Source organism: Rhodococcus sp. A14, from assembly GCF_011603105.1.
GTDB classification, from domain to species: Bacteria; Actinomycetota; Actinomycetes; order Mycobacteriales; family Mycobacteriaceae; genus Rhodococcus_F; species Rhodococcus_F opacus.
In genome coordinates this window covers 1-23,894 of record NZ_JAAOQS010000122.1, presented here as the reverse complement: position 1 = coordinate 23,894, position 23,894 = coordinate 1, and the positions used below count along the sequence as shown (strand labels likewise).

Genomic DNA, 23,894 nt, shown 5'->3' with positions numbered 1-23,894 from the left:
ACGACCAGGACGATCGTGAGGACGTTTCCGTACTCGAAGAGCCGGAGTTGCTGGGTGAGTTCCATGCCGATGCCACCGGCGCCGACGATGCCGAGCAGCGACGCGGCGCGCACGTTCCCGTCGAGCACGAGCAGGGTGTAGCTGGCGATGGTCGGCACGGACTGCGGCAGCAGCACCCAGCTGATGCGCTGGGAGCGGGTGGCACCGGCCGCGGCGGCCGCCTCCCATGCCCGCATGTCCATGGTCTCGAAGATGTCGGCGAACAGCCGGGCCATGCCCGCCGCCGATCCGATGACGATGGCGAGGGTGCCCGCGAGCGGACCGAGGCCCACAGCGGAGACGAACAGCAGCGCCCACATCAGTTCGGGGATGGCCCGGGTGATGTTGATCGACGTTCGCGCGGCGTGGTGGAGCCCGGCCTGACCGAAGACCGAACGCGCGCCGAGCAGCGCCCACGGCAGTGCGAGGGCGACACCGATGGTGGTGCCGATGACCGCGATCGCGAGGGTCTCGCCCATCAGGGTGACCGCGGTCGGGAGGATGGACAGGTCGGGCGGGAACATGCGGCCGACGAAATCGGTGATGTGCGGGATCCCGTCGAGCAGGGCAGCGGCGGAGAACTCGGTGGCCTGCGCCGACCAGAGGATCACCACGGCGGCAACGAGGACGCCGGCACCGGTCTGCCAGGACGGCCGACGCAGCGCGGCGAGGTCAGACGTCGACATTGGCGTCGACGGAACGCGTTCGGTATCGAGGGACATCACCGCACCCCCATGAGCGCACGGTCGGGTTCGGCGTAGAGCAGATCGAGATCGGCGGTCGTGACGGATGCAGTGGGGCAGTCGAAGACGAGGCGTCCGGCACGCAAACCAACCAGCCGGTCTGCGACATCTCGCGCCAAGTCGACGTCGTGCAGATTCAGTACCGCGGTGAGTCCCTCGACACGCGCGAGTCGCACGATGTCGTCGACGACGCCGCGGGCGAGAACCGGATCGAGGTTCGCGACCGGTTCGTCGGCGAGCAGCATGTCGGGCTGCTGCGCGAGCGCGCGGGCGATGGCCACGCGCTGACGCTGACCACCCGACAATGCGTCGGCCCGCTTGCGGAGCTGGTCCTCGAGTCCGAGGCGGCGGACGGCCTCGACGGCGATCTCCCGGTCGGCGCGCCGCACGAAGTGCACGAGGCTCGGCAGCAGCGGCTGACAGGCGAGACGCCCGATGAGCGTGTTGGACAGCACCGTCGCACGTTCTACGAGCTGGAACTCCTGGAACACCAACCCGACTCGCGCGTGGGCACGACGCTTGGCGCGGCCACGCAGCCCGCCGCGGTCGACTCCGTCGTGCAGCACCCGCCCCGATGTCGGTGCCGCGAGACCGGCGAGGCAGCGCATGAGCGTCGACTTCCCGGCGCCGCTGCGACCGAGCACCGCGACGATCTCGCCGGGCGCCACCCGCACCGACACCTCGTGCAGGGCCGTGGTGCCGTCCGGATACCGGTAGCTCACCGCGTCGGCTTCCACCCGCGGCACACCGTGTCGTGTGGTCGTCATTTCCGCGACAGCTCCTCGAGATTCACACCGAGTTCGGTTGCCGCGCCGCGGAAGATCGCGAAATCGCTGTCCTGTGCCGTCTCGAAGCTGGTCGCGCCGACCACCCCGAGCGCCGCTGTGTTGTCGCCGCCCACGAACGCGTCGACGATCCCCTGCTCGATCGCGGGGTCGAGATCCTTGCGCGCGATGATCACCAAGGAGACCGGGATGGGGTCGGACTCGGCGACGATCCTCTGCGCGGTGCCGTCGATGACGCCCTTGTCGACCATCGTCTGGTACGAGGAGCGGGCGTCCGCGGCGCAATCGACCGAGCCCTGCTTCACCGCGAGTTCGGCGGTGTCGTGGCCGCCCGCGTAGCTGCCCTCGATGTCGGTGTCGGGGTCGATGCCCGCCCGCTTCAGCAGGAGCTTGGGAATGTAGTTGCCGCTGGTGGAGCCGGCGTCGACGAACGCGATCTTGCGGCCGCGGAGGTCGTCGATCGAATCGATGCCGGTGCCGGTGCGGCACACGAACACCGAACTGTAGGCGGCGCCCTTGGCCACCACGAGCGGCTCGACACCGGCGACAGCCTCGGCGAGCGGGGTGGGGAAGGGGCTGAACGCGGCGACGTCGATGAGGCCCGACCGCATGGCCTCCACGATCGACAGGTAATCGCTCGTCGGCTTCACTTCCACCGACTTGCCCGTCCCGTCCGCGATCAGCGAGGTGATCGGTGCGAACTTCGCCTGCAGGTCCGCGTTGGCCTCCGCGGGCGGCAGCCCCACCTTCAGTACATCGGGTGCGCCGTCCTGGGCGGAGGAGTCGCCGCAGGCGGCGGCGCCGCACAGCGTGACCGCACAGGCGGCGGCGGCCAGGGTGCGGCGCAGGGTCGGGTGGATGCTCACGGGCGGGGCCTTTCCGAGAAGTGTTCGAAGTGATGCCCGAATATTCATCTAGACAAGTAGCGTAAACCACGCTCACGGATGTCCGGCAAGTGAATGGGTCTTGAACAGGTCATATGCGATTTGGTCGAAGCGCAGGCATCCTCGAATGTCCTCTAGACTTGCCGCATGCCAAGCAAAACGTCCGTAGCCCGGGTGCCGCTCTACCGACAGGTGCAGGACGTCCTCCTGCAGCGACTCGACAGCGGCATGCTGGAACCGGGAGACCGGCTGCCACCCGAGACCGACCTCGCCTCCGAACTCCGGGTCAACCGGCTCACGGTCCGCCAAGCGATCGGCGAGCTGACCCGCGCGGGCCGACTGGTGGCGCGGCAGGGGTCGGGCACCTTCGTGGCTCCGCTACCCCAGCACTTCCCCATCGAACTCGCCGCCAGCTACATCGGCGGTCCCGACGGACTCGGCGCCGCCTTCACATCAGTCGGCCGCACATTGAGCGAGACGCCCGTGCGCAGTGCGATCGTGCTCGGTGGCACTGCACCCCAGGCCGAGGAGTATCTGCCAGGCCGCCGGCTACGCCGCATCGACACCGTGCTCGCGGTCGACGGCGAACCCTGGTTCGCGAACTCGGTGTGGATGGACGATCGCCGGTTCGCCGGCATCGACCGGCACCTGCAGGACGGCGTCCCGCTGTACACGGTGTGGCGCGACGTCTACGACGTGCGACTGAAGGCCGCCTGGAGATCGTTCGCCGCGGCGGCTGCGTCACCGCGCGTGGCGGAGATACTCGAAATCCCTCCGGGCGCACCGGTACTGCTACGCGAGGGCCTCAATCTCGACGAGGACGGCAGCCCGACTGTGTACATCCACCGGTCGTGCCGCAGCGACCGCGTACGGTTCGTCGCGAACTACCTACAAACGGACTGAGCCTCCGAACATCGTGTCGCCCACGGCCGAAGGCAGAGGCCCGCGAGATCGTTCAGTGGCGAACAGCTCGACCAATGAGGGCACTCATGGTCCATATCGACTTCATGGACCGCTACGGCATCCAGGCGCAAGCCCTCTCGGTGTCGGACCCAGGATTCGAATTCCTCACCGGAACAGAAGCAGCCGAGATGTCGCGCTACTGCAACACCTACACCGCCGATCTGTTCAAGCGGCATCCCACCCGATTCGGTGGCCTGGCCGTACTGCCGATGCGCGATACCACCGCCGTCATCCGGGAACTCGAGTACGCGCTCGACACCCTCCACCACGACTGGGTGGGCCTACTCTCGGCCTACGAAGGCGCCTACCTTGGCGATCCCCGCTTCGAACCACTGATGCTCGCCCTCAATGCCGGTCGGCATATGTGTTCGTCCACCCCGCGGCCATTCCCGCCGACGCAAAACCCGAACTCCCCCTTCCCGACTTCCTCGAAGAGTTCACTTTCGAGAACCCACGGAAGTAAGCACAGGGCAGCCGGTGTGTTTGGTCACGAACGGCGACGCCCCGCATAAAGCTTAACCTCCGCCACCTCGTCAGAAACGACTCGGCCCGTTCCCGAAGTGGTCTAAACGGTCACAGTGGGCCAGGGATGCTTCCAATATCCGTAAAACCGTGTTATCGACTTTCCGGCGGAGGTTGCTGCGGTGCGGCATCGCTCGATTTCGCAGATTCCACTACCCATGCCGCGATCTGCGCGCGTGAGTTGAACCCCAGCTTCGTCAGGAGATGTTCGACGTGCCCCTGTGCGGTGCGGGGCGAGATCACCAACCGCGCTGCGATCTCCTTGTTGGTCAGTCCTTCGGCGATCAGAGCGGCGACCTCACGCTCACGCTTGGTCGGCGTGGCCGATGGACTAGCTGCTGAAGCAGGGAGTTCTGGAATCTGCTCGCCCAGGGCATAGGCGACCGCAGCCTCGAAACCGAGCATACTGCCCTCCCGGTGTGCCGCGGCGAAGGCCTGCTTAGTCATCGCCTGTCGAGTCTTACGTTCGAACTCGTCCTGGTACACGAGCATGTCCGGCAACAACACCGTCGAACTCCCTACTGAGCGACTGAGTTGCTCGGCGGCTCCAGCCAACATGACCGCGCGTCTGGGGTTCCCTTCCTCAGCTGCGATCCACGCCAGTGCTTGCATGCACATGCTGGCCTTCATTCGGTCGTTGACTTTCCTGCCTGTCTTCAGTGCCTGCACGAGTAGGCGAGTAGCTCGCGTGCGATCGCCTTTTCGCCACACCGCAACCGCTAGCGCCCACAATGTATGGGCCCGATGCACGGATTCGCCTCGCGCCTCCGTAATCGTGAGCACGTGCTCGTAGCATTCGATGGCCCGCTCGGTGTCGTTCTGCAGTTCGCACGTGATGCCGAGGCCGTCGAGAGCGAGGACCTGAAACAAGAGGTCGTCCCGTGCGATGTACACGCTGACCGCACTTTCAAGATGCAAGCGTCCATCGGACAGTTTTCCTCCGAACAGTGCGAGATATCCAGTGGCGTGGTCGATGTGTGCGCGAATCAAGGGGTTATTCGACTGGTCGACGAGCGTACGACAAGCTTCCACCAGGTCCGCCGACCCCTGAAGGTCACCCTGCAGTCCGCTCATCAGGCTATATGCAAATGTCGCTTTGGCTCGTTCGACAGTGAGGGTACCAACCTTGCGGGACAGAAGGCGACCGAGCCACCGACGCCCCTCGTTGAGCGACCCCTGGGAAAGCCAGAACGGGCATAGTGCGGCAGCGATCCGCAGTCCCGTTGCGGGATTGTCGGACACGCAGAAATCCAGCGCCTCGCGGATATTCGGTTGTTCCCGAGTCAGTCTGGAGATCAACGCGAGCTGCCGGGAGCTGATCCATTCGGTTTCCGCCTCGACCGCCAACCGCTCACACCAGTCGCGGTGCCGACGGCGAAGCGCGATGTAGTCGCCGTTCTCCTGCGCCTTTTCCCGTCCGTAGGCGCGCACGGTCTCGAGCATTCGGAACCGCACCGCGGAGCCCGACTCTTCTCTCGTCAGGATCGACTTGTCGACGAGGAACGTCACGGTGTCGAGGAGGTCGTCTGCGTCGTCACCATCGCAGACCTGTTCCGCGGCCTCGAGATCGAAACTGCCCGCGAACACCGAGAGCTGCGCCCACATCCGTTGTTCCGCAGGGGTGCACAGGTCGTAACTCCAGTCGATGCACATCCGCAACGTCTGCTGCCGCGAGGGCGCGTCCCTGCTGCCGCGAGTGAGGAGTAGGTAACGATCGGTGAGACGCTGCAGGATCTGATCGGGTGTCATCGCGCGAAGCCGGGCCGCCGCCAGTTCGATCGGTAGCGGCAGCCCGTCCAGCCGCTGACAGATTCGGGCGATGGTGACCTTGTTCTCCTCGGTGAGCTCGAATCCGGGGACTACGGCGGCGCCGCGTTCCGCGAAGAGGGTGACCGCATCGTTGCGGGGCAGTCCTTTCGGCAGGTGATCGGGATCAGGGACGGGCAGCGGGGGAATCAGAAGCGCGGTTTCCCCGCCGATTCCGAGCGGTTCGCGACTCGTCGCGAGAATTCGCAGCCGAGGGCACGCGCGGAGCAGGATTTCGGCGAGTTTCGCGGCCGCGGCCACCACCTGCTCGCAGTTGTCCAGCACGAGCAACACGTCACGCGGGGCAAGGAACTCGACGAGCACCTCGTGCGGGGGTCGCGCAGACTGGTGACGCAACCCCAGCGCGGCCACGACCAGGCCCGCCAGCAGCGTATCGTCGCGCAGCTCACCCAGCTCCACCAACGTCACACCGTCCGAGAAGTTTCGTTGCGCCTTGGCGGCTGCGCGTAGAGCAAGTCGGGTCTTTCCCACCCCGCCGATTCCGGTCAACGTCACCAGCCGCGACGTCGACAACAGGTTCGTCGCCTCGGCCAGTTCCGTGCGGCGGTCGACGAAACTGGTCAGCTCCAGCGGAAGTCCACCCGTTCGGCCCGAATCCGCCGGTGACCACGACGGCCGGACTGACGCTCCGCATTGCACCGCGGCCGGTTCGGTGTGCATTGCCATCTCGTCGACCGGGAAGCCGTGATGCAGTTGGGACTCGCGCAGTTGCCGACCCAGTTCCACGGCGGAGGGGCGGGCGCCGGCCTCGGCGGACATGGCACGTTCGATGACAGCGCTGACCCCCTCGGAAATGCCGTGTTCGCGCGGGTTGGGAACCGGCTCGGACGTGATCCTCAGGAACTGTGCCACCAATTGCTCACCGCTTCGCCGTTCGAACGCCGCATGACCGGTGAAAGCAGCGAACAGGGTGGCGCCGAGGCCGTACACATCGGCGGCCGGACTCGGAGGCTCACCGGCGACCACCTCGGGGGCGGTGAACGCCGGCGAACCCGTGACGACGCCGGCCGTGGTTTCGAACCCACCGGCGATGTGGGCGATGCCGAAATCCGTCAGCGCAGGCTCGCCGTAGTCGGTGATCAGGATGTTCCCGGGCTTGACGTCGCGGTGCAGGATCCCGAGGCGGTGGGCAGTTTCGAGGGCGCCGGCCATCTTCACCCCGAGTCGCAACGCTTCGTCCAGCGGGAGCGGCCCGTGACGCCGGATCCGCTCGTCGAGCGACCCCCCGGCGTGGTACGGCATCACGATGAAGGGCCGACCGTTGCCGGTGACACCGGCGTGGAAAACAGTGACGATATTGGGGTGACCGGTCAGCCGGCCGGCCGCACGCTGCTCACGCAGGAACCGTGCCCGATTCTCCTCGTCGAGGTCTGCGGTGAGGACCTTGACCGCCACGGTGCGGTCGAGCGCAGCCTGCGTGCACCGGTACACGACGCCGAAACCGCCGCGGCCGATCTCCTGGGCATCCTCGAATCCGGCCGCCGCCAACTCCGCCGTGACCGAACCGGACACGTCGCGTTGCGTCGCGAATGGATCGACACCGGTCATCGGCTACATCGATTCATCCGACACAATACGTTGCAAAGGCACGGGCTTCTTTCACCCCTCAATCATGCATCCCCAACGATGTCGCGGGTAAGCCCGATCAGGCCAAGGGCGAGCAACATGGCGCCGAGTCACCGACGATGGCTCATTCGGTGGGACAGCTACTAAGCCTGGAGCCACCGATGTGGTGTCCGGGATGGGTGAGCCGAAACGACGAGATTCCCTTTGCTTGCTGAAAGAATTGGACTGCCTGTTGACGCGGCCACAGGCGGTAGACGTAGCGGCCGTCCCCTTTCACATCGCGAAGCCTGCACCTGCGGCGGATTGCAAAGGCACAGTCCTGCAAACGGGAGGCACGGGTGATCTTCAGATGCAAGGAAGGTGATTGTGTGCAGGCGCCCCGCAATATGGCCATCCACCACGCGTCACTCTATCCAACACAAACCACCTCGGTCACACCAGCACGCTCCGATCCGCGAAAACTGCTGAGCGCCCAATCGCCAACGCGCACCTTCCTGTGTTGAGCAACCCGAGCCCTCCGAATCACTGCGCCATGGCGACTTTTTACTGGCGCTTCAGGTTTTTAGACAAGGGGCGACCCCTGCGAACCGTGACGCCATCGGTCGGCGCTACGAGGGCTGGAAGGACGAACGTTTTCAACATCCGCGCAAGGGCAGGATCGCTGGGTTCCATGGATTCCATGCTGTTGAACAGTGCAAACTGCACAAGGGCGAGCCAAGTGTAGACTTCCGACGAGTTAAGGTCACTTCTCATTTCACCCCGGGTCCTCGCCTCTTTCAGAAAAGGCTCCCAAAGGTCGGCCGTCAACTCGGCAGCCAACTCAAGAGTTTCCGACCACGACTCTCCTCGCTGATTTGCCGGGGCCAGAACCATAGCCACGATCGGATCTTCGCGCGCCAAGGCGACGGTATGAATCAGACCCGCAATGAAATTATCCTCAAAGGATCCCTCCCTTTGAAGAAGTTCCCTGCTAGCCTCCAGCACTTCTCGAGCGCGCCAATCGATCAGCACTGAGGTCAATTCAGTACGATCCTGGAAGTACCGGTATACCGTCGGACGTGAAACTCCAGCCTCCGTCGCTATATCCTCCATCGTCGTCTTCGCCAAACCGAAGCGCAAGATCACCTTCTGCGCAGCATGGAGAATCTGCGAGCGGGCTTCCTCGCCATCTTTGCTGAGGACGTTCCCTGCTTTCCTGCGCGCCATGTCACCTTGAGCTTCCACTCGGTTATCAAACTATTCAGCGTGGCCAATAAATCACTAGCGGTTCGCGACGGCTGGACGTACACGTATTGCACGATCACCACGCTTCAAGTATACAACATTCGTTTGTCGTCTCAACGACAACACGAAGGACCGCCTCGGCGCTGGTTGACATGACCCCCGGAGGGCGGGATGCACCCTCGCACTGCCCGTCTCACAGGCCCTGGCACTACGCTCACGTAGTGAACACCGCCCTTCGACGGCAATCCGATGCCAATTCATCGTCACCCGAGCTGGCCTTAGTCGCATCACCCCGAGGAACATGCAGCCCGTGTGCTCATAGATCTGGAGCACCGCGGTTTTAGCGCGCTACCTCTGCGAGCGGAGATCGTCCTCCAACAGGATCGGCGGATCCTCGATCGGGGTCGTCTTCCCCACGTCGTGAAACGCCGTCGCGCCACTCGATCGGTACGATAGTCGTGCACTCACGACTATCGGTTTTTAGTTCAACGCCTGCCATAAGCGGAAGCATTGTTCAGCAATGGATTACGAGAATCCTGGCGCGGATCGCGACTACGCGCAATACAATCTCTCTTCCTTCTCGCGCAAGCACCGCATTGTCACACATGTCGGCGAATCTCGATTGCCCGCGGCATTTGTCGAGGCTCACATCGTCGGCGGGGCAATCAAAGCTCAACCGGACCGACCCGCAGGGGATCGTGCTGCGGGGTCCGACTTCTCGACGAGTCAATGTTGCTCGCCGCAGTGCGCCTGCTAATGGGCGATCCGCCACCGCAGTTCTGCGAGCATGCCCACAACGTGCAGGATGTCCACTGTGCGGGCCGCAGATTACGAGAGGGGTCACCTTTTCATAGTTTCGGGGTCGGATGCGGGGCATCCGGCCGTGTAGGTAATTGTGATGCCGCGATGTCGATGTTCATTCCCTCATCGAAATTGCAGTCTCGGGACAATTTTCGGCCGCGCTCCGCGCGCTATCAAGGTACTCGACCGCTGGCCGAAGGTCGGTCACAATTCCCATGCCTTCTTCATCCATATCGAATACTTCGGGAGCTAATAGATAACAGCGGCCATGGCCCTGACATTTGGTCGTGTCAATCTCAACTCGCATTTCTCACTCCTTTCCAATCTATTGGATCAGGGTGACTTCCGTTTACACGGAAGACGCACCTGAATTGCAGCCTTATGTGCACTGCGTGACAGCTCAAGGCTTTACGGTGTTTCCAGCGTCAACCGCGAGTGCAACACCAGTGACATAGCGAGCTTCATCGCTCGCGAGCCATAGCACCGCATTACTAATCTCAATCGGCAGCAATAGCGGCACAGGCGCGTATTCTGCATCAGGATCCGCATCGAGGTCAGGCAGGATGTTGGTGGCCCCCGCTAGCCCAGTCACACTGCTACCAATAATCGCCATCGTTCGATCACTGAACGTTCCCATACCTTCGGTAAGGACGCCAGTTGGGTGAACAGTATTCACACGGATCTTGTACCGCGAGAGTTCGTTGGCGAAGGCCTTCATCAGGCCCACCACGCCATGTTTGCTTGCCGCATAATGCGCGTAGGGCGTATGCCCGCGAAGGCCGGCCGTTGAAGACGTAAGGATGATCGATCCTCCGCGCTTGGACTCGACCATGTATGGAGCTGTTGCAACGACTGTGTTCCAGACACCCTTCAAATTGGTATCTAGTACAGCATCGACAGCGTCCTCCGGGATATCCCAACTGTGCTCGTGCACCGTCATAATGCCAGCGTTGGCACATACGATGTCGATCCGGCCGAACGCTTCGATACCGACCTCGACGGCACCCGTCAGCGCAGCCCTATCACGAACGTCAGCGACGGCGCTGACACACTTCTGGCCAGTCTTTTCGACAAGCGCCCTGGTCTCCTCCAGATCTTCCCGTGTCGCGGCCTTGTAGTCCACCAAGGAATGAATAGGGGCACACGCATCGGTTACAACGATGTCGGCGCCTTCCTCCGCCAATCGCAGTGCATGTGACCGGCCCTGGCCATGGGCTGCACCCGTGATAAAGGCTACCTTTTCCGAAACTCTTCCCATCAGCCTGTCTCCTTTTCCATCCGATACTCAAGTTGCAGCATTCTGTACGACTGAATGAATCACTTCTGAGAGCTACCAGCCCTCGCGGGGCAGCGCTTCGGGAGTCCGCATGTGGCGTTGAATGTCAGCTCTCGAATGCGCAGCTAAATCCGCGCGCAGAGACGGGTTGCTACCTGCCTCAAACCGACACGCCTACTTGCGTTCTGCAGAGCCACGACATAGAAAAACCAAACTCAGACGTCGAGACAAAGTACGTTGTGTGTAATGTCGTTAATGTTAGCTACCTCACTGCAGAGTGTCAACGCCATAGCGGTGCCCACGTCATGCGGTGCCCGGAAGTTCCACCTTCATGAATCATGGTGGTGGACGCACGCTCATTAGCGGCATGAACGACGCTGGAAGCCAATGCCTTACGACCGCATTCGGGGTGTGGACAACGGGTCGAGCCACCGATGTGCCACCCGGACCTTTCTTCCCGCCAGACGAATTCGGTTTCGTCCGAAACATCCACTATTTGACAACCAGCTTCATCAACCGTCGCCGGGACAGTATCGAAGGCATCGAGGATGGGACGAGTGTGGTCGGCGAGGTGACCAAGCAGCCCAACTGCCTCTAGTAGCCGTCTGGTGAACACCGTCCGACACGCTGCAATATTTTCACCGCATCACCGCCATGTCGTACTCAACCGCAATAGGGGCCAGTTCCCAGTTGGACTTCACCTACACGAGCTACTGCGGGACTGAAATCGGCGAAATCCATACGCCGGACAGTTGACAATCCTTCATGCAGTGGATTTCATGAGCGAGCAAACCTACAAGAACGAACCGCGTGCCTACATCGACTATTCACACTCAACGGAAGATTCACGAGAACAGTACGCTTTAGTCGATTCATCTTCGAGCACGCTCGGGGAATCGCCGCGGTGTTCGCCGCCGGGAAGAGGCACGACACCACGCCGCCCCACTCTCACACCCCGGCGACGAACCCCGCCATCTACGCTCGCCGAGTTGAGTGCCACCCTACTTTTACGACGTTTCGGCTAGGGACGCTACGAGGCCGACGTGATGCCCTCGTCGATAAGTGCCATCACCGAGTGATGCCGGGACCTGCCCTGGCCTCGGACTCGGCCCAGTCCCGTGCCGAGATCCGCCTCGTGCCGCTTTGCCCTCACCCTGCCACACGCCGGTCGCATCGACGGGGACTGTGTCGCCATCACCATGCTGGGCGACGGTCGACGAGTCCATCCCGCTAGCCCCTCGGCGTCACATCGGCGAGCTGAGTGCGACGCGGGCGTACCCGTACCGCAAGCTGATATGCCGCTGCTCGGCGAATCGAGTGCCGGTGCCATGTGCAGTGACGGCAGTCGAATTCGTCCGGACCGGTCAGACGCCCCGCCGGACATACCCCTGCTCGACGATTCCGCCACCGGCCTCCCCCGACGCGGTCCTGAACGTGTGGAATTCGTCGTAGGCGCTCATCACTGCGCCCGTCCGCGGAGGCCCCATCGGAACCCACTGTCCGGCTGGCCGGCCTACCGAGGCCACGGTGAGCCGATCGCCGGAGTCCAGCTCGATCTCTGCCTCGACGAACAGTCCGCTGCCGTCGCGTGTGAACGAACTGACGCCGGCCACCGGCGTCGCGGTATCGCCGAGCAGGAATCCCGTTGCGTGATCAGAGCCGTCACTGCCGTACAACCTCATCACACTCAAGGCAAAGGTTTCGAATTTCCACATGAACCCGAAGTACTCGGACATCCCGATCGTCTCGTCACGAAATCCCCAGGTTCGATCGCGGAATCCGGATCCGTCAACCGCGGATTCCTGTCCTCGGAGGTTGACCGAGCCAACGACCGAGGCCGCCTGCTGGTAGTGCTTGAGAGCTCCCGTCTCGGCGTAGCCGCCGAACGCCTTTGGCGAGGCGTCGCCGACGAAGTCGGCCCGCGCGAACTGAGGCATGAACCGAAGTTCTGCCGTCACTTCCGGGGTAGAGATGGTGAAACCGGTGTCAAGATCCAGCCGGATGGATTTACTCTCAAAGCTCCCCGGGTCCAGAGGTTCAATGAGCTCGATCGTTCCGTTCGGTGTTTGCAGACTGAACCGCGCCTGGCGCGCGCCGGCGTTCGGCGAGGTCGAGACGTGGACGGTGCCGTATATCCCGTTCTCGTCGTCCCAAAAAGGAAGCCACGCATTGTCGCGCCACGGGGGAGATCCTTCGGGGAGGTCAGCGGGAGCTGTGATGGGCTGCGCCAGCGGACCCCACACGGTGTCCGCGCCAGCACTTAGTTGAGAGGACATGGATACTCCTTGCAATCATCGGACACTCATACATTTGTAACGCATCTTCATACTTGCTTCGATCATCCAGAGCCGGACCGACGCTGGCGATCTCATCGACGTCCACAAGCAGGCATCAAGACCCGATCTTTTTCGGGCCCGATCCCAGCCTTCGTCTAAGGGTTCCAACAGTGGGTGGTGTCGATAGGTCACCATGCGCAAAGGGGCGCTGACCTCAAGTCCCGCGGTGCTCAGGTCGCGGCACTGAACCCACCTGCGCCGAACGACGCCTGAACTCGCTCCACGGCGCTGGTGGCCGATAGTGCTGTTCGTTGCCACCAGCAATGTGAGACCTGTCCCGCCGGCCTGACGACTACTTCCGGTCGAATCCCTGTGCAGCAAGGTACTCGTTGTACTTGATGAAGGCAGGCTGCATGGCCGGCAGCAACTGGAGGAGCTTGCCCACCGGTCCCTTCACTTTGATCTTCCTCCGTGCGAGTGCCATCGGAACATTGAGATCACCAAGCCAGAACTTATGGCCGGTGTCAGTGTCCATGAACAGCTCGATCTCGACGTCAGATGCCTTTGCAGCGTCGCCTTGCCACACGACCGGCGGATCCTGGGATGCGTCAAGGACGATGACCAACTCGGGGTCCGTGTAGTTCATGCGGAACGCTACATTCGATGAAACCCATTTGGCTTTCAGTTCGGGGTCGACGGCGACATTCTCGATGAACTTACCGAGAGTAGCCGCGGCTTCCTCAGTAGATGTGAACAATGGCATTGCATTTTCCTTTCACATAGATGTCGTTGCTGAACGTGTTCGTCCCAGGTAGGTGATTCAGAGCGCACCCGGTGCGGTCTTGCCTTTGTTGCAATGGAGCACCTGGATGCTCGACAAGTCGTTGAGCCCCCAGGGACCGTGTTCGACGCCGATACCGCTCCACTTGACGCCGCCGAAGGGCGCGTTTGTCGCAAGTACCGCATGCGAGTTAACCCACGCAGTTCCGACGTCGAGTTGGCTTGCCAGGGCCGTGGCACGGTCGATATCCGGAGACCAGATGGACCCGCCGAGCCCGTACTGCCCTGCGTTCACCCTTGCGATCACATCGTTCACATCGTCGTACGGTATGACGGGCAAGGCGGGTCCAAATTGCTCTTCGTCGACGATTCGCATGCCGTCGACCGCACCGGCCAAGATGGTCGGCTCATAGAAGACTCCAGGTCCGCCAACCGGCCTTCCCCCTGCGGTCGCCTTTGCACCGCTCTTGAGAGCGTCTTCCACCAACCCGCTGACTCGTTCGAACTGAGGCCGATTCGCCAATGCCCCAAGCTGCGTTTCCTCATCGAGCGGATCACCAACGACAATCTGTTTAGCTATCTCGGAGAGCGCCTCGACCACACCGTCATAGATTGAACGTGGCACGTACAGCCTCTTAATGAGGATGCACCCCTGGCCGTTGTTCCAGAACGCGCCCCAGAAGAGAGCTTCTGCGATCTCCGCCGGATCAGCGTCGTCCAACACGATCGCTGCGTCGTTTCCGCCGAGTTCTAGAGTGACGCGCTTGAGATCCGCTGCAGCGGAGCGATAAACGTGCTTTCCCGTCGCCACCGATCCTGTAAACGAGATCTTCCTCGGTACAGGATGCTCAGTCATCCAAGCACCGAGTTCGTCCCCTCCGGTAACGACATTGAAGACGCCGGGTGGCAAAATCTCACTTGCGATCTCGCCGATGCGCAATGTCGAGATGGGAGTGAAGGGTGATGGCTTCAGCACCATCGTGTTACCGGCCCGCAGCGCCGGCGCGAGCTTGAAGAAGGCCATCGCGACGGGAACGTTCCACGGAGTGATTCCCGCGACCACCCCGAGGGGGCGCCGCACAATCTCCGTATGGGCACCGTCATCGTCACGGATCACTTCTCGTGGCCGCTCTACATTGGCGTAGTAGTCGAGCCAGGCAGCACCCGACATCGCTTCCACGCCGCCCAGATCGAGCGTCTTTCCATTTTCGTTCGCGAGGATCTCGGCCAGTTCCGGCGCGGCATCCATGACCGCAGCAGACAACTCCTGCAGCCTTTCCCGGCGGAAGTCCTCGTCTTTGCGCCATTCGAGTTGAGCCTTCGACGCAGCGTCCATCGCCCGGTCCAACTGAGCTGCGGTACAGACTGGCGCCTGCGCGTACACGTCGCCGGTTGCGGGATTGACTACATCGAAATAGTCACCTCCTGAGACACCTTGACCGCCGATTGTCATTTCCATGAAAACTCCCAGAGTCGTTTATTCTAAAGAGACAAAACCAAGATTGCTGGTGGGCCGATCTACAGCACTTCCACCTAGCGACGCTTCTCCCTGGACAGGGAATACCTGTCACCGGTCAGGTCGATCGTGCCGGCTCCCAATGCCCTCTCGCGAAGTTGATGTTTGAGAACACGTCCAACACCGTTAACGGGCAGCTCATCAAAGAACTCGATGAACCTGGGGATGCAGAAGTACGGTAGATGCGTTTCGAAGTACTTCAACAGTTCGCCGGGCTCGGGGCGCTCCCCTCGTGCGACGATGCACGCCTTGATGTCGTCTTCCGTCATCGGCGAGGCCACGGCGTGTACAGCGACTTCATCAACCAGAGGGTGCTGCCGGATGGCAACTTCCAGCTCGATTGACGACACATTCTCGCCACGTCGCCTCATCGCATCCTTCTTCCGATCTACGAATGCGAATGCCCCCTCCGGAGTTTTACGGCCGTAGTCGCCTGTGTGATACCACAGGTTGGTGATCGTCGAAACGGTTGCGCTGTCGTTCTCCCAATACCCGGAGAAGATGGCACCCGGTGCCAGGGGTCGCACCGCGAATTCCCCTGTTTCGCCATCGGGCACCTCATTGTCGAGATCATCGACGATGCGAACTTCGATAAGGCTGGCTGCACGACCCACGGTTCCTGGGAGCCGTTCCTCACTCACCGGGTTCAGGCAGATCGCGGTGGCTTCGGTTTGTCCGTACCCGTCAGACACGACACGTGTACCGAAGCGTCTCTCGAATTCTTCTTGGCGCGGGATGTCCAGCGGAATCCATACCGCCAGACGTAATTGGCCGCGCATGGGAGGGTCCGACGATTCGGGTTGGGCCAGAACGGCTGCCGCCATCGCCGCGACACCCCACGATGTGGTCGCCCCTTCCTCGTGGACCTGACGCATGAAGGTGCTGGCGTGGAATTGGGCGAGAAAGCTGACCGACGACCGAGAAAATAGCGCCGACATCAGGACCGCGATCTGACCGCCGGCGTGATAGAGCGGCAGGGCCGTGACGATCTTGTCCCCCGCTGCCACCCATTTCGCGGCAATGTACATGCGTGCGACCTGGAAGTAGTAGGCGTGCGAGAGCTTGCAGGCCTTCGACAGTCCGGTCGTCCCGGAGGTGAACATCAGACTCATCAAGTCGTCAGGTCGAACGCTGACTTCCGGAAGTTCGGAACCGTGCTCGGCGAGCGACGCGTATGAGACATACATGGGCGGAGAATCAAGGTCCGGGGCATTCCCGTCTACTCCTACCAGGAATTGCACCGAGGTCGTCGCAAAGTCTTGGCCACCCAGTAGAGACATTGCTGCTGCATCGCCGACAACCGCCCTCGCGCCGCTCGTCGACAACTGGTGCCTCAGGAACTCGCCCTTCAGGAAGACGTTGATCGGCACGAAGACGATACCGAGCTTGGCGCACGCGAAAATGAGCTCGACGTACTCGACCGCTGTGGGGAGCATGATGGCGAGCCGGTCCCCCTTAACAAGCCCGAGTTTCAGCAAACCTGCAGCAACTCGGTCGGTCTTCCCGTCGAGTTCGCCGACCGTGATCCATTCCCCACCGAATTTGACGAAGGGCGCCGATGGATCGGCGGCCGCCCACCCACGGAGTTGCTCGACAGGACCGACAACAGAACCTCGGTCCACGTCAAACGGTAGTTCGTCGCCGCACTGCACTGGTGCGGTAGCCGTTGAACTGGCCTGAATCGTCACACTGTCTCCTGGATACCGTCGTTCACAACATTTCGCGTAGAGCAGGTAATCGGCACGCTTTCGACCGAGTTGTAACTGATACCAACCTGACGTGGCGTTTCTTCTTTCGGAATCGTCAGCCGGAAGTTTTCAAATTTGCTCAGCAGCTCCTCGTAGGCGATCGCCAGCTGAATTCTCGCAAAATGTGAGCCCAGGCAACGATGAACCCCCACACCGAACGCCACATGCGGAGTGCCCATACGCTCGAAGTCCAATTCATCTGGATTGTCGAAATGTTCGACGTCGCGATTGGCCGACATGTAGTTCACCGCAATGCGGTCGCCCTTTTTGAACTCGCAATCCCCGATCGTGGTGTCCTCGGTGACGGTGCGAGCCATGAAGGAGACCGTGGGTTCGAATCGCAGGAATTCGTCGAGATCGACCTTCCACCAGTCAGGGTTACGCAATCGGCCTTCGACCTCAGGGTTTGTTGCGAGGTGGTAGGCGATATTCGACATTGCGCTACGAGTGGTGTCGAGTCCGCCGGCCAACAGGGCTGTTACCACGCCCAGGCGTTCGTCGTCTGTCAACAAGCGACCATCTTCCACCGTGGCAGTGACCAGCGCACCGAGTACGTCATCGCGCGATTCGGGATTCTTCTCGACCTCTTCAAGAAGCTCACCTGCGATCAGAGCGATTTCAAAGAACGCTTCGGGTGTGCCTTCGGTCGCGGCACGCTCAACGGCGCTGACCGCGCGCTTGGTGAGGTCCGCGTCCTCGGTTGCAAAGACCACGCGACCAAGCGCTCCGGCGGTGAACGGGATAGCGAAGTCGTGCACGAACTCGAACTCGCCGTGCTCCTCGAGCTTGCGCGCAACTTTAGCGACGAGGTCTTGGCCGACCTGACGGATCTGGTCCTCGTACTTCAGAAGGTAGTTGCGGGAGAAATACTTGTTGAGGAATTTCCGAAAGTCGCGGTGGATCGGTGGGTCCAGATCCAGTGGTGCCAAACTGACAGGGAGACCCCTGAGTGCAGGTTCGCAACTGCTGAACTTGTCGGGTCGCTCAGCAATCGCCTTGACGTCTTCATATCGCGTTGCGACGTAGTATTCGCCGTCGCCCGCGGCGCGCGGGAAGGGGCACCCACCTTCACGAGCCGCACGCAGCGCGTCCAACATATGCGGACGCTGTTCCGGATCGTACAAGTCGATCGATTCGACGATTTCGTTCACACTCTTCACTACTTCGCCCTCCTTATAGTTTTTCCGGGAACTGACAGAGTCTGCTGAATCCGTCACGAACACCGGGCTTCTGTGCATCACGTTGATTCACACATTTGGCCTTTCCGCAACGCGCAGCATCTCATTCAAATCGATGAGCTTGATTCGCGGAGCTCCTCGTTCCCTCCCCAGACTTCGCTCGTGCGCGTCAATGGATTTCGCGCCGGCGAAGTTCAGGTAGTCCGGTTGTCGCTCAGATATCAGTTGTCGCAAGTTTTCCTGCGCACGAACAGGTGCCTTGAGGCGCCCCGCGCGGTGATCCTCGATGATCTTCTCGACGGTGTCCTTTGCGCACTTCTTGTTGGTGCCGATCACGCCCGTTGGGCCGCGCTTTATCCATCCCGCGACGTAGACTCCTGTCAGACAGGCTCCGCTTTCCGAGGTGACACGGCCGCCGTGGTTTGCAATCGTGCCACTGACCGGTTCAATGGGAAGCGGTCCTGTTGGAACTCCTCGGTACCCAATCGAGCGCAGAACGAGCCCGCACTCGATGTCCTCCTCGACCCCCGTAGGCCGCACCTGCGAACGTCCATCCTGTGTGGACACCAATTCGTTGTGTGCGATTCTCAATCCCTCTACGTGGTCATCTCCCAATACCTCCAAGGGGGACGCGAGATAGCGTAGGACGATTCGCTTCTTGCCGGGACTGGGGGCGGAGGACGCGAGCTTCCTCAGAATCCCCAACTTGACCGTCGCGATGGGGTCATTCCCCTCGGTAGCGGCGCGCGAGTATGCATCCAGCTCGGACTCGTCCATGTCTACGTGAACATCAAAGCTCGACGATTGACTCAATGCTAAAAGTTCCGGAGTCGTGTATGCCGCCTGCGCCGGTCCTCGCCGTCCCATGACGACTACTTCCTTGATATTGCTCCCAGCGAGCCTATCTACGGCATGGGTAGCCATATCCGTCTTAGCGAGAGCTTGGGGTTCGCTGACAAGGAGACGGGCGACGTCCAGAGCGACATTGCCGTTCCCGATCACAACAGCGCGGTCGGCGGACAGGTCAAACACACTGTCGGCGAAATCGGGATGTCCGTTGTACCACGCGACGAACTCGGTTGCACTGTGGCTACCAGGTAGCTCCTCGCCGGGAATATCAAGCCGTCGGCTCCCGGAAGCACCGATCGCATAGACCACCGCATCGTGCGACTCCAGCAATTCCTCATGCGTAACATGTTTTCCAACAGTGACATTGAGAAACATCTCCATACCCCTGCGACCTGCGGTGCGCTGAAACAGCCCGGCGACCGCCTTCGTCCCTTGATGATCGGGAGCGACGCCGTAACGGACCAGGCCCCACGGAGTGGGCAACTGTTCGAACATGTTCACCTCGACCGCGAGATCGCGGCGCAAGAGAAGCTCTTCTGCGGTATAGCATGCCGCCGGGCCGGAACCTACGATAGCCACCTTCAGTGGGCGGAGCTTTTCGTCCGAATCTACTTTCTTTGTCTGTGCCCGAACAACATTCGCGTCCTCGGAAGTCCTGTTCGAATAGAACGCAGCGTTGATCTCCTCGTACGGAGCCGTCTCATCCGTCAGATCGATATCGGCCACGATCGCGCTCACAGGGCATACCTCGACACATGCGCCGCAATCGATACAGGAGACCGGATCGATATACAGCATCTCCGCAGTGCCATAACCCGGCTCATGCGGCGCCGGATGGATGCAGTTGACGGGACAGACCGACACACATGCTGCGTCATTGCAGCAGGGTTGGGTGACAACGTGCGCCAAACCATTACTCCTTCTTGCATCCTCCTGGGACAGCGCGTACGCGGCTCCAGGTGGAACGACGAGACAAACTACGTTGTCTGTAATACCGTTATGTTAGCTACCTCACTTTCGAGTGTCAATGCTGAGGCCTCCGCAAACCCCACCAGGCAATATCCGGGCTTTCCCGCACAGCGGGGGCCGGCCCAGTGCTGGCGAACGGGGCAAGAAGGCCCTCCAGGTGGACGTCCACGTAGTCGCAGCCGAACTGACGGCCGTCCGCTGGTTCCGGACGCACCGAGGCGGCCCTTCTGGAGCGCTTGCACTCCAACTGACACATACCTAAGCCGGCACGAGACTCGACGGTCGACGATTTTCTCCCAGGCCGGCCCGACTGGACCGGCCTGGCCGGGCGGTCTGCGTTCGTGGGCCCGGAGGTGCCCCGGCACCTCATTGTCCGCGGCACCCAACTTCATAGAAGCTCCCGCGGGTAGCGCAACTGCAACAAGCATGACCGAGCCTGAGACGGCGAAATATATTGAAGCGCATCGGGATCGCTCGTAAGCGAAAATCGTTCGCACCTACCGTACGACCATTCGTCAGGCCGATCCGCAACAATTTAAAGTCAGATAGAAAAAACCCTGGATTGGCCGCATCCTCTGGGTTATGCTTTCGCTGAGCAGTATGAGCAGATCCGACCTTCCGCATCGCGAGGAGTTGGCGGACCCCAGGGTGATTAGCGCACCAAGACACCGCGGTGACATGCCGTTCCGGTAGCGCCCGACACCCGACTGCGGCGAAGGTGAATTTACGTCACCGCGCGACGACATTTTCAATCGTTAACTCAGACAGAAGGCAGAGGTTCATGGACGTCATCGCAGTGATGCCGCTCGAGAAGTGCGGAGAGGATGTCGCATCGGAGGTCGGGGGCAAGGCGCTGGGACTCGGAGCGCTTATGCGGTCGGGCATGACCGTACCTCCGGGTTTCGTCGTTACAACCGACGCGTACCGGGCGGCGGTGAAGGCTGCGGGCATCAACGAGCACATCGAGAGCGCTCTTCGCGGAGCCGACCCCGAGGGCGATCTCACAGCCGTGTCTGAGGTGATTTCCGCGCTCTTCACGGAAGCGCTCATCAGTGATGAGCTTCGCACGACTATCGAAGATGCATACCGCGGGCTGGGCTTGTCCCCGACTCCCGTCGCCGTGCGGTCCAGCGCGATCGCCGAGGATCGTGCAGACGCCTCTTTCGCTGGACAGCAGGACACCTATCTCTGGGTGCAGGGGGCAGACCAGGTTATTACCCATATCGTACGGTGCTGGGCAAGCCTCTTCAGCCCGCGTGTCATCGCCTATCGGGCCCGCTTGGGAGTTCCGCCTGAGGATGTAGCCATGGCGGTGGTCGTTCAGGAGATGGTACAAGCTCGTGCGGCAGGAGTCATGATGACCCTCGATCCGGCCAACGGTGACCGCGACGCGCTGTACATCGAATCGAACTACGGGCTCGGCGAAGCCGTCGTAGCCGGGGAGGTCACGCCGGACTCCTTCTGGGTCGACAAGAAAACTCTTGGGTTGCGCAAGCGCGTCATCGGGGATAAGCAGATTGCGTACCGCTTCGATGAGGCGAGTCAGCAGGTTCGCAAGGTAGAAGTCTCGCCCGGCGAGCGTGCGGACTGGTCCCTCAGCAACGAGGAAGTGTGCAGGATCGCCGAACTCGGACGAGAGATCGAGACGGCCTTCGGCGCCCCGATGGACGTCGAGTGGGCAATTGCCGGGTCCGGACCGTCCTCACAGGTGCAGCTCCTGCAGGCGAGGCCGGAAACCGTCTGGGCATCGCAACCCGTCCCCCCGGTTAAGCAGTCCCAATCCGGTAACGACTCGGACCTCACCACACCCCAACGATGGGATCCGCTGCACTCGTCGAGCACTCCGAACCTTCATTGGACCACGTCTAACCTCGGCGAGGCGATGCCCGGGGTTCTAACTCCCCTGAACTGGACGCTGTGGCACCGGACGCTCGAGAAGGCCGCATTGAAGGCCGCATTCCGAATCGGTGTTCTGTCTCGGGCAGAGTCGGAATTCACTGATGACGCCGACCGCCACTACTTCCGTGTGTTCTATGGCCGCCCCACCATCCAGGTCGAATACATGGGCACAATGGGCGACCGTATGCCTGGCACCTCGAGCGAGGACATCGTCATATCCATCCTTGGTCGTGTTCCCGACGGTTGGCAGGCGAATCCCACACGTCGTCGATGGCCCATTATCGCCGGCAGATTCCCCTGGACATTCATGACCGTTACCAAGGAGATCCGGGAGACCGTCAAAGCGGTCGACGCCTGGTACGCACCGCATCTTCAGCGCGTGTCCAAAGCGTTGACGGTAGCCGAGGCGACCGAAAACTTCCGCGTCGCCACACGGCACTTCGACCGAGCCCTGGAGACCCAGGTCGTCGGCTCCCTTGCAGGCATCGTTCCGGTGTACGACATTCTTGAACGACTGACCAAGCGTGCTGGAGTGGATATCTCGGCATTGAGCGGCTCCGGTGGGGCTGAGGTCTCGGGACTCGTCACCGACGTCTGGAAGGCGTCACGCAACGAGCTCCGCTTTGACGAGGTCGTCGCGCGGCATGGAATGCACGGTCCGTCGGAGGGCGAAATATCGAGTGTTGTGTGGCGTGAGAATCCCGAGCCGCTGCGCACACTGATCGAGACCTATGCCCTCCAAGACGACGATGAGGATCCTCGCCTTCGCGAGGCGGATCACCACATCGCGGCCGGTATGGCGGCGCGACAGCTGCTTGCTGCGACGCCGAGATGGCAAAGACCAGCCGTTCGGTTCCTGCTGAAACTCGCAGCGACACGGATTCCGCTGCGCGGTGCGGCAAAGCGGTCGTTGGTGCAAGGTCTCGATGGAACCCGGGCATCCGCGCGGCGCCTTGGCGCACTGCTCGTTGAAGCGGGCACTCTGGAGCACACCGACGACATCTTTTACTTGACCGCGGCAGAAGTCGAAAACACACCTAGCGACGTGAAGTCGCTTGTGCGGAAACGGCGCGAGCGACGGGATGCTTACGCAGCGCTGTCGATCCCGAGCGAGTGGAAGGGCATGCCGGAGGCGACGCCGGTCGGCGCCGATGACGGTCTGACCGCCGAGGGAGCGATGACTCTTGAAGGCATCGGTGTTAGCGCAGGAGTCGTCGAGGGAATCGCGCGTGTCCTTTACGAGCCTGATTTCGCCGCGGTTCAACCTGGCGAGGTTCTAGTGACTCCGACGACCGACCCGAGTTGGTCCTCGGTGATGTTCATCTCGTCCGCCCTTGTCGTGGACATCGGCGGAGCACTTAGCCATGCAGCGGTCGTGGCCCGCGAGCTTCGGGTGCCGTGCGTCGTCAACACCCGAAGCGGAAGCCGCACCATCAAGACGGGCGACCGTATTCGCGTTAACGGCAATTCTGGAACCGTCGAAGTTCTCGAACGCGCTGCCTCGCCTGTGGAGCTCGAGGACGCGTGATGCGCACAGTCTTCCTCAAACGAGGAAGACGTGACTGGTCCGACGTACCGACGCGTGGGGTGTCCGCGGGCCGGGCAGGATAATAGATTCGGAGTCGTCCCCGAGGGTCCTCCCGGCCCGCCACCGCAGAGGGTGGAACCGTCTTCAAGCAGCGCAACGTGTCCTGGCGACTCGTGCCCACAGCGCGGTAGCACGTGTAACCACGACCGACCGTGTCCGACAGTACGAGGTGATGACCGTGGTGTGCAGGGCTCGGTACAAGTTGCCGATTGCCGGGCCGGGAGAGCCGGGAGCGGAGGACGCCGATGAAGCCCCTCTCCGGGACCGGTGTAGGAGGTCAACGCGGCCGCCGACCGGACGTGAAACTAGTGGTGTGTCTCTGATTTAGCTGATTTTTTCGAGTGCGACGCGGCCGCGGGCGACCTTGGCGAGGATGGATTCGGCGGTCGCGGTCCATTCGTAGGGTCGGGGGTTTTCGTTGTGGGCGTCGAGGTATTCCTCGATCGAGGCGATGAGGTGCG

At 61.7% G+C, this 23,894-nt stretch carries 16 protein-coding genes and 1 pseudogene; 3 read left to right on the top strand and 14 right to left on the bottom strand.

Translation table 11 applies throughout. The features are described 5' to 3' along the window. The 3 genes from phnE to G9373_RS38270 all read right to left on the bottom strand — a co-directional run. On the bottom strand, window positions 1–725 hold a 725-nt coding region (gene phnE / locus G9373_RS38280; RefSeq protein ID WP_240960968.1), incomplete at its 3' end, for a phosphonate ABC transporter, permease protein PhnE. 35 nt (window positions 726–760) lie between these two features. Further along, on the bottom strand, window positions 761–1,549 hold the full coding sequence (phnC, locus tag G9373_RS38275) for a phosphonate ABC transporter ATP-binding protein (RefSeq protein WP_164065916.1): 789 nt from the start codon (window positions 1,547–1,549) through the stop codon (window positions 761–763). Then, window positions 1,546–2,433: a phosphate/phosphite/phosphonate ABC transporter substrate-binding protein gene (locus G9373_RS38270; protein ID WP_167120156.1), complete on the bottom strand. Its 888-nt coding sequence runs from the start codon at window positions 2,431–2,433 to the stop codon at window positions 1,546–1,548. The genes phnC and G9373_RS38270 overlap by 4 nt, the downstream gene beginning before the upstream one ends. Before the next feature lie 165 nt (window positions 2,434–2,598). Here G9373_RS38270 and G9373_RS38265 point away from each other — a divergent pair, with 165 nt between their 5' ends. Both G9373_RS38265 and G9373_RS38260 read left to right on the top strand, forming a co-directional pair. After that, a complete protein-coding gene (locus tag G9373_RS38265) occupies window positions 2,599–3,354 on the top strand; it encodes a GntR family transcriptional regulator (protein ID WP_164065918.1) in 756 nt (251 codons plus the stop codon). Window positions 3,355–3,440: 86 nt separating this feature from the next. Further along, entirely contained in the window at window positions 3,441–3,926 is a 486-nt protein-coding gene (locus G9373_RS38260; protein WP_240960967.1) for an amidohydrolase family protein, read from the top strand. A gap of 103 nt (window positions 3,927–4,029) precedes the next feature. Here G9373_RS38260 and G9373_RS38255 read toward each other — a convergent pair whose 3' ends face one another. The 10 genes from G9373_RS38255 to G9373_RS38210 form a co-directional block, all read right to left on the bottom strand. Further along, window positions 4,030–7,311: a protein kinase gene (locus tag G9373_RS38255; protein WP_167120153.1), complete on the bottom strand. Its 3,282-nt coding sequence runs from the start codon at window positions 7,309–7,311 to the stop codon at window positions 4,030–4,032. 561 nt (window positions 7,312–7,872) lie between these two features. Beyond that, window positions 7,873–8,535, bottom strand: coding sequence for a TetR/AcrR family transcriptional regulator (locus G9373_RS38250; RefSeq protein WP_164065920.1), 663 nt, complete (start codon window positions 8,533–8,535; stop codon window positions 7,873–7,875). A 934-nt stretch (window positions 8,536–9,469) separates the two neighbouring features. Then, window positions 9,470–9,661, bottom strand: coding sequence for a ferredoxin (locus G9373_RS38245; protein ID WP_141473872.1), 192 nt, complete (start codon window positions 9,659–9,661; stop codon window positions 9,470–9,472). 93 nt (window positions 9,662–9,754) lie between these two features. Then, window positions 9,755–10,612 carry a mycofactocin-coupled SDR family oxidoreductase gene (locus G9373_RS38240; RefSeq protein ID WP_105417968.1) on the bottom strand — a complete coding sequence of 286 codons (858 nt, stop codon included), beginning with the start codon at window positions 10,610–10,612 and terminating at the stop codon, window positions 9,755–9,757. 1,382 nt (window positions 10,613–11,994) lie between these two features. After that, window positions 11,995–12,567, bottom strand: a complete 573-nt coding sequence (locus G9373_RS38235) for a hypothetical protein (RefSeq protein WP_167120150.1) — start codon at window positions 12,565–12,567, stop codon at window positions 11,995–11,997. Between the two features lie 691 nt (window positions 12,568–13,258). After that, window positions 13,259–13,669 carry an SCP2 sterol-binding domain-containing protein gene (locus G9373_RS38230; RefSeq protein ID WP_167120147.1) on the bottom strand — a complete coding sequence of 137 codons (411 nt, stop codon included), beginning with the start codon at window positions 13,667–13,669 and terminating at the stop codon, window positions 13,259–13,261. A 57-nt stretch (window positions 13,670–13,726) separates the two neighbouring features. Beyond that, complete coding sequence (locus tag G9373_RS38225; protein ID WP_164065585.1) at window positions 13,727–15,145, bottom strand: aldehyde dehydrogenase family protein; 1,419 nt, start codon at window positions 15,143–15,145, stop codon at window positions 13,727–13,729. 74 nt (window positions 15,146–15,219) lie between these two features. Next, window positions 15,220–16,890 (bottom strand): AMP-binding protein, encoded by a 1,671-nt coding sequence (locus tag G9373_RS38220; RefSeq protein WP_164065584.1) that lies wholly within the window; start codon window positions 16,888–16,890, stop codon window positions 15,220–15,222. Further along, entirely contained in the window at window positions 16,887–18,110 is a 1,224-nt protein-coding gene (locus tag G9373_RS38215; RefSeq protein ID WP_241031965.1) for a cytochrome P450, read from the bottom strand. The genes G9373_RS38220 and G9373_RS38215 overlap by 4 nt, the downstream gene beginning before the upstream one ends. 87 nt (window positions 18,111–18,197) lie before the next feature. Next, window positions 18,198–19,886: an FAD-dependent oxidoreductase gene (locus G9373_RS38210; protein ID WP_164065583.1), complete on the bottom strand. Its 1,689-nt coding sequence runs from the start codon at window positions 19,884–19,886 to the stop codon at window positions 18,198–18,200. An 841-nt stretch (window positions 19,887–20,727) separates the two neighbouring features. Here G9373_RS38210 and G9373_RS38205 point away from each other — a divergent pair. Next, the gene (locus G9373_RS38205) at window positions 20,728–23,373 is read left to right on the top strand and encodes a PEP/pyruvate-binding domain-containing protein (protein WP_164065582.1); all 2,646 of its coding nucleotides are present in this window, start codon (window positions 20,728–20,730) and stop codon (window positions 23,371–23,373) included. Between the two features lie 384 nt (window positions 23,374–23,757). On the opposite strand, the pseudogene G9373_RS38200 reads toward G9373_RS38205, so the two are convergent. Then, window positions 23,758–23,894 (bottom strand): annotated as a pseudogene (locus tag G9373_RS38200) (IS630 family transposase); the annotation flags it as partial.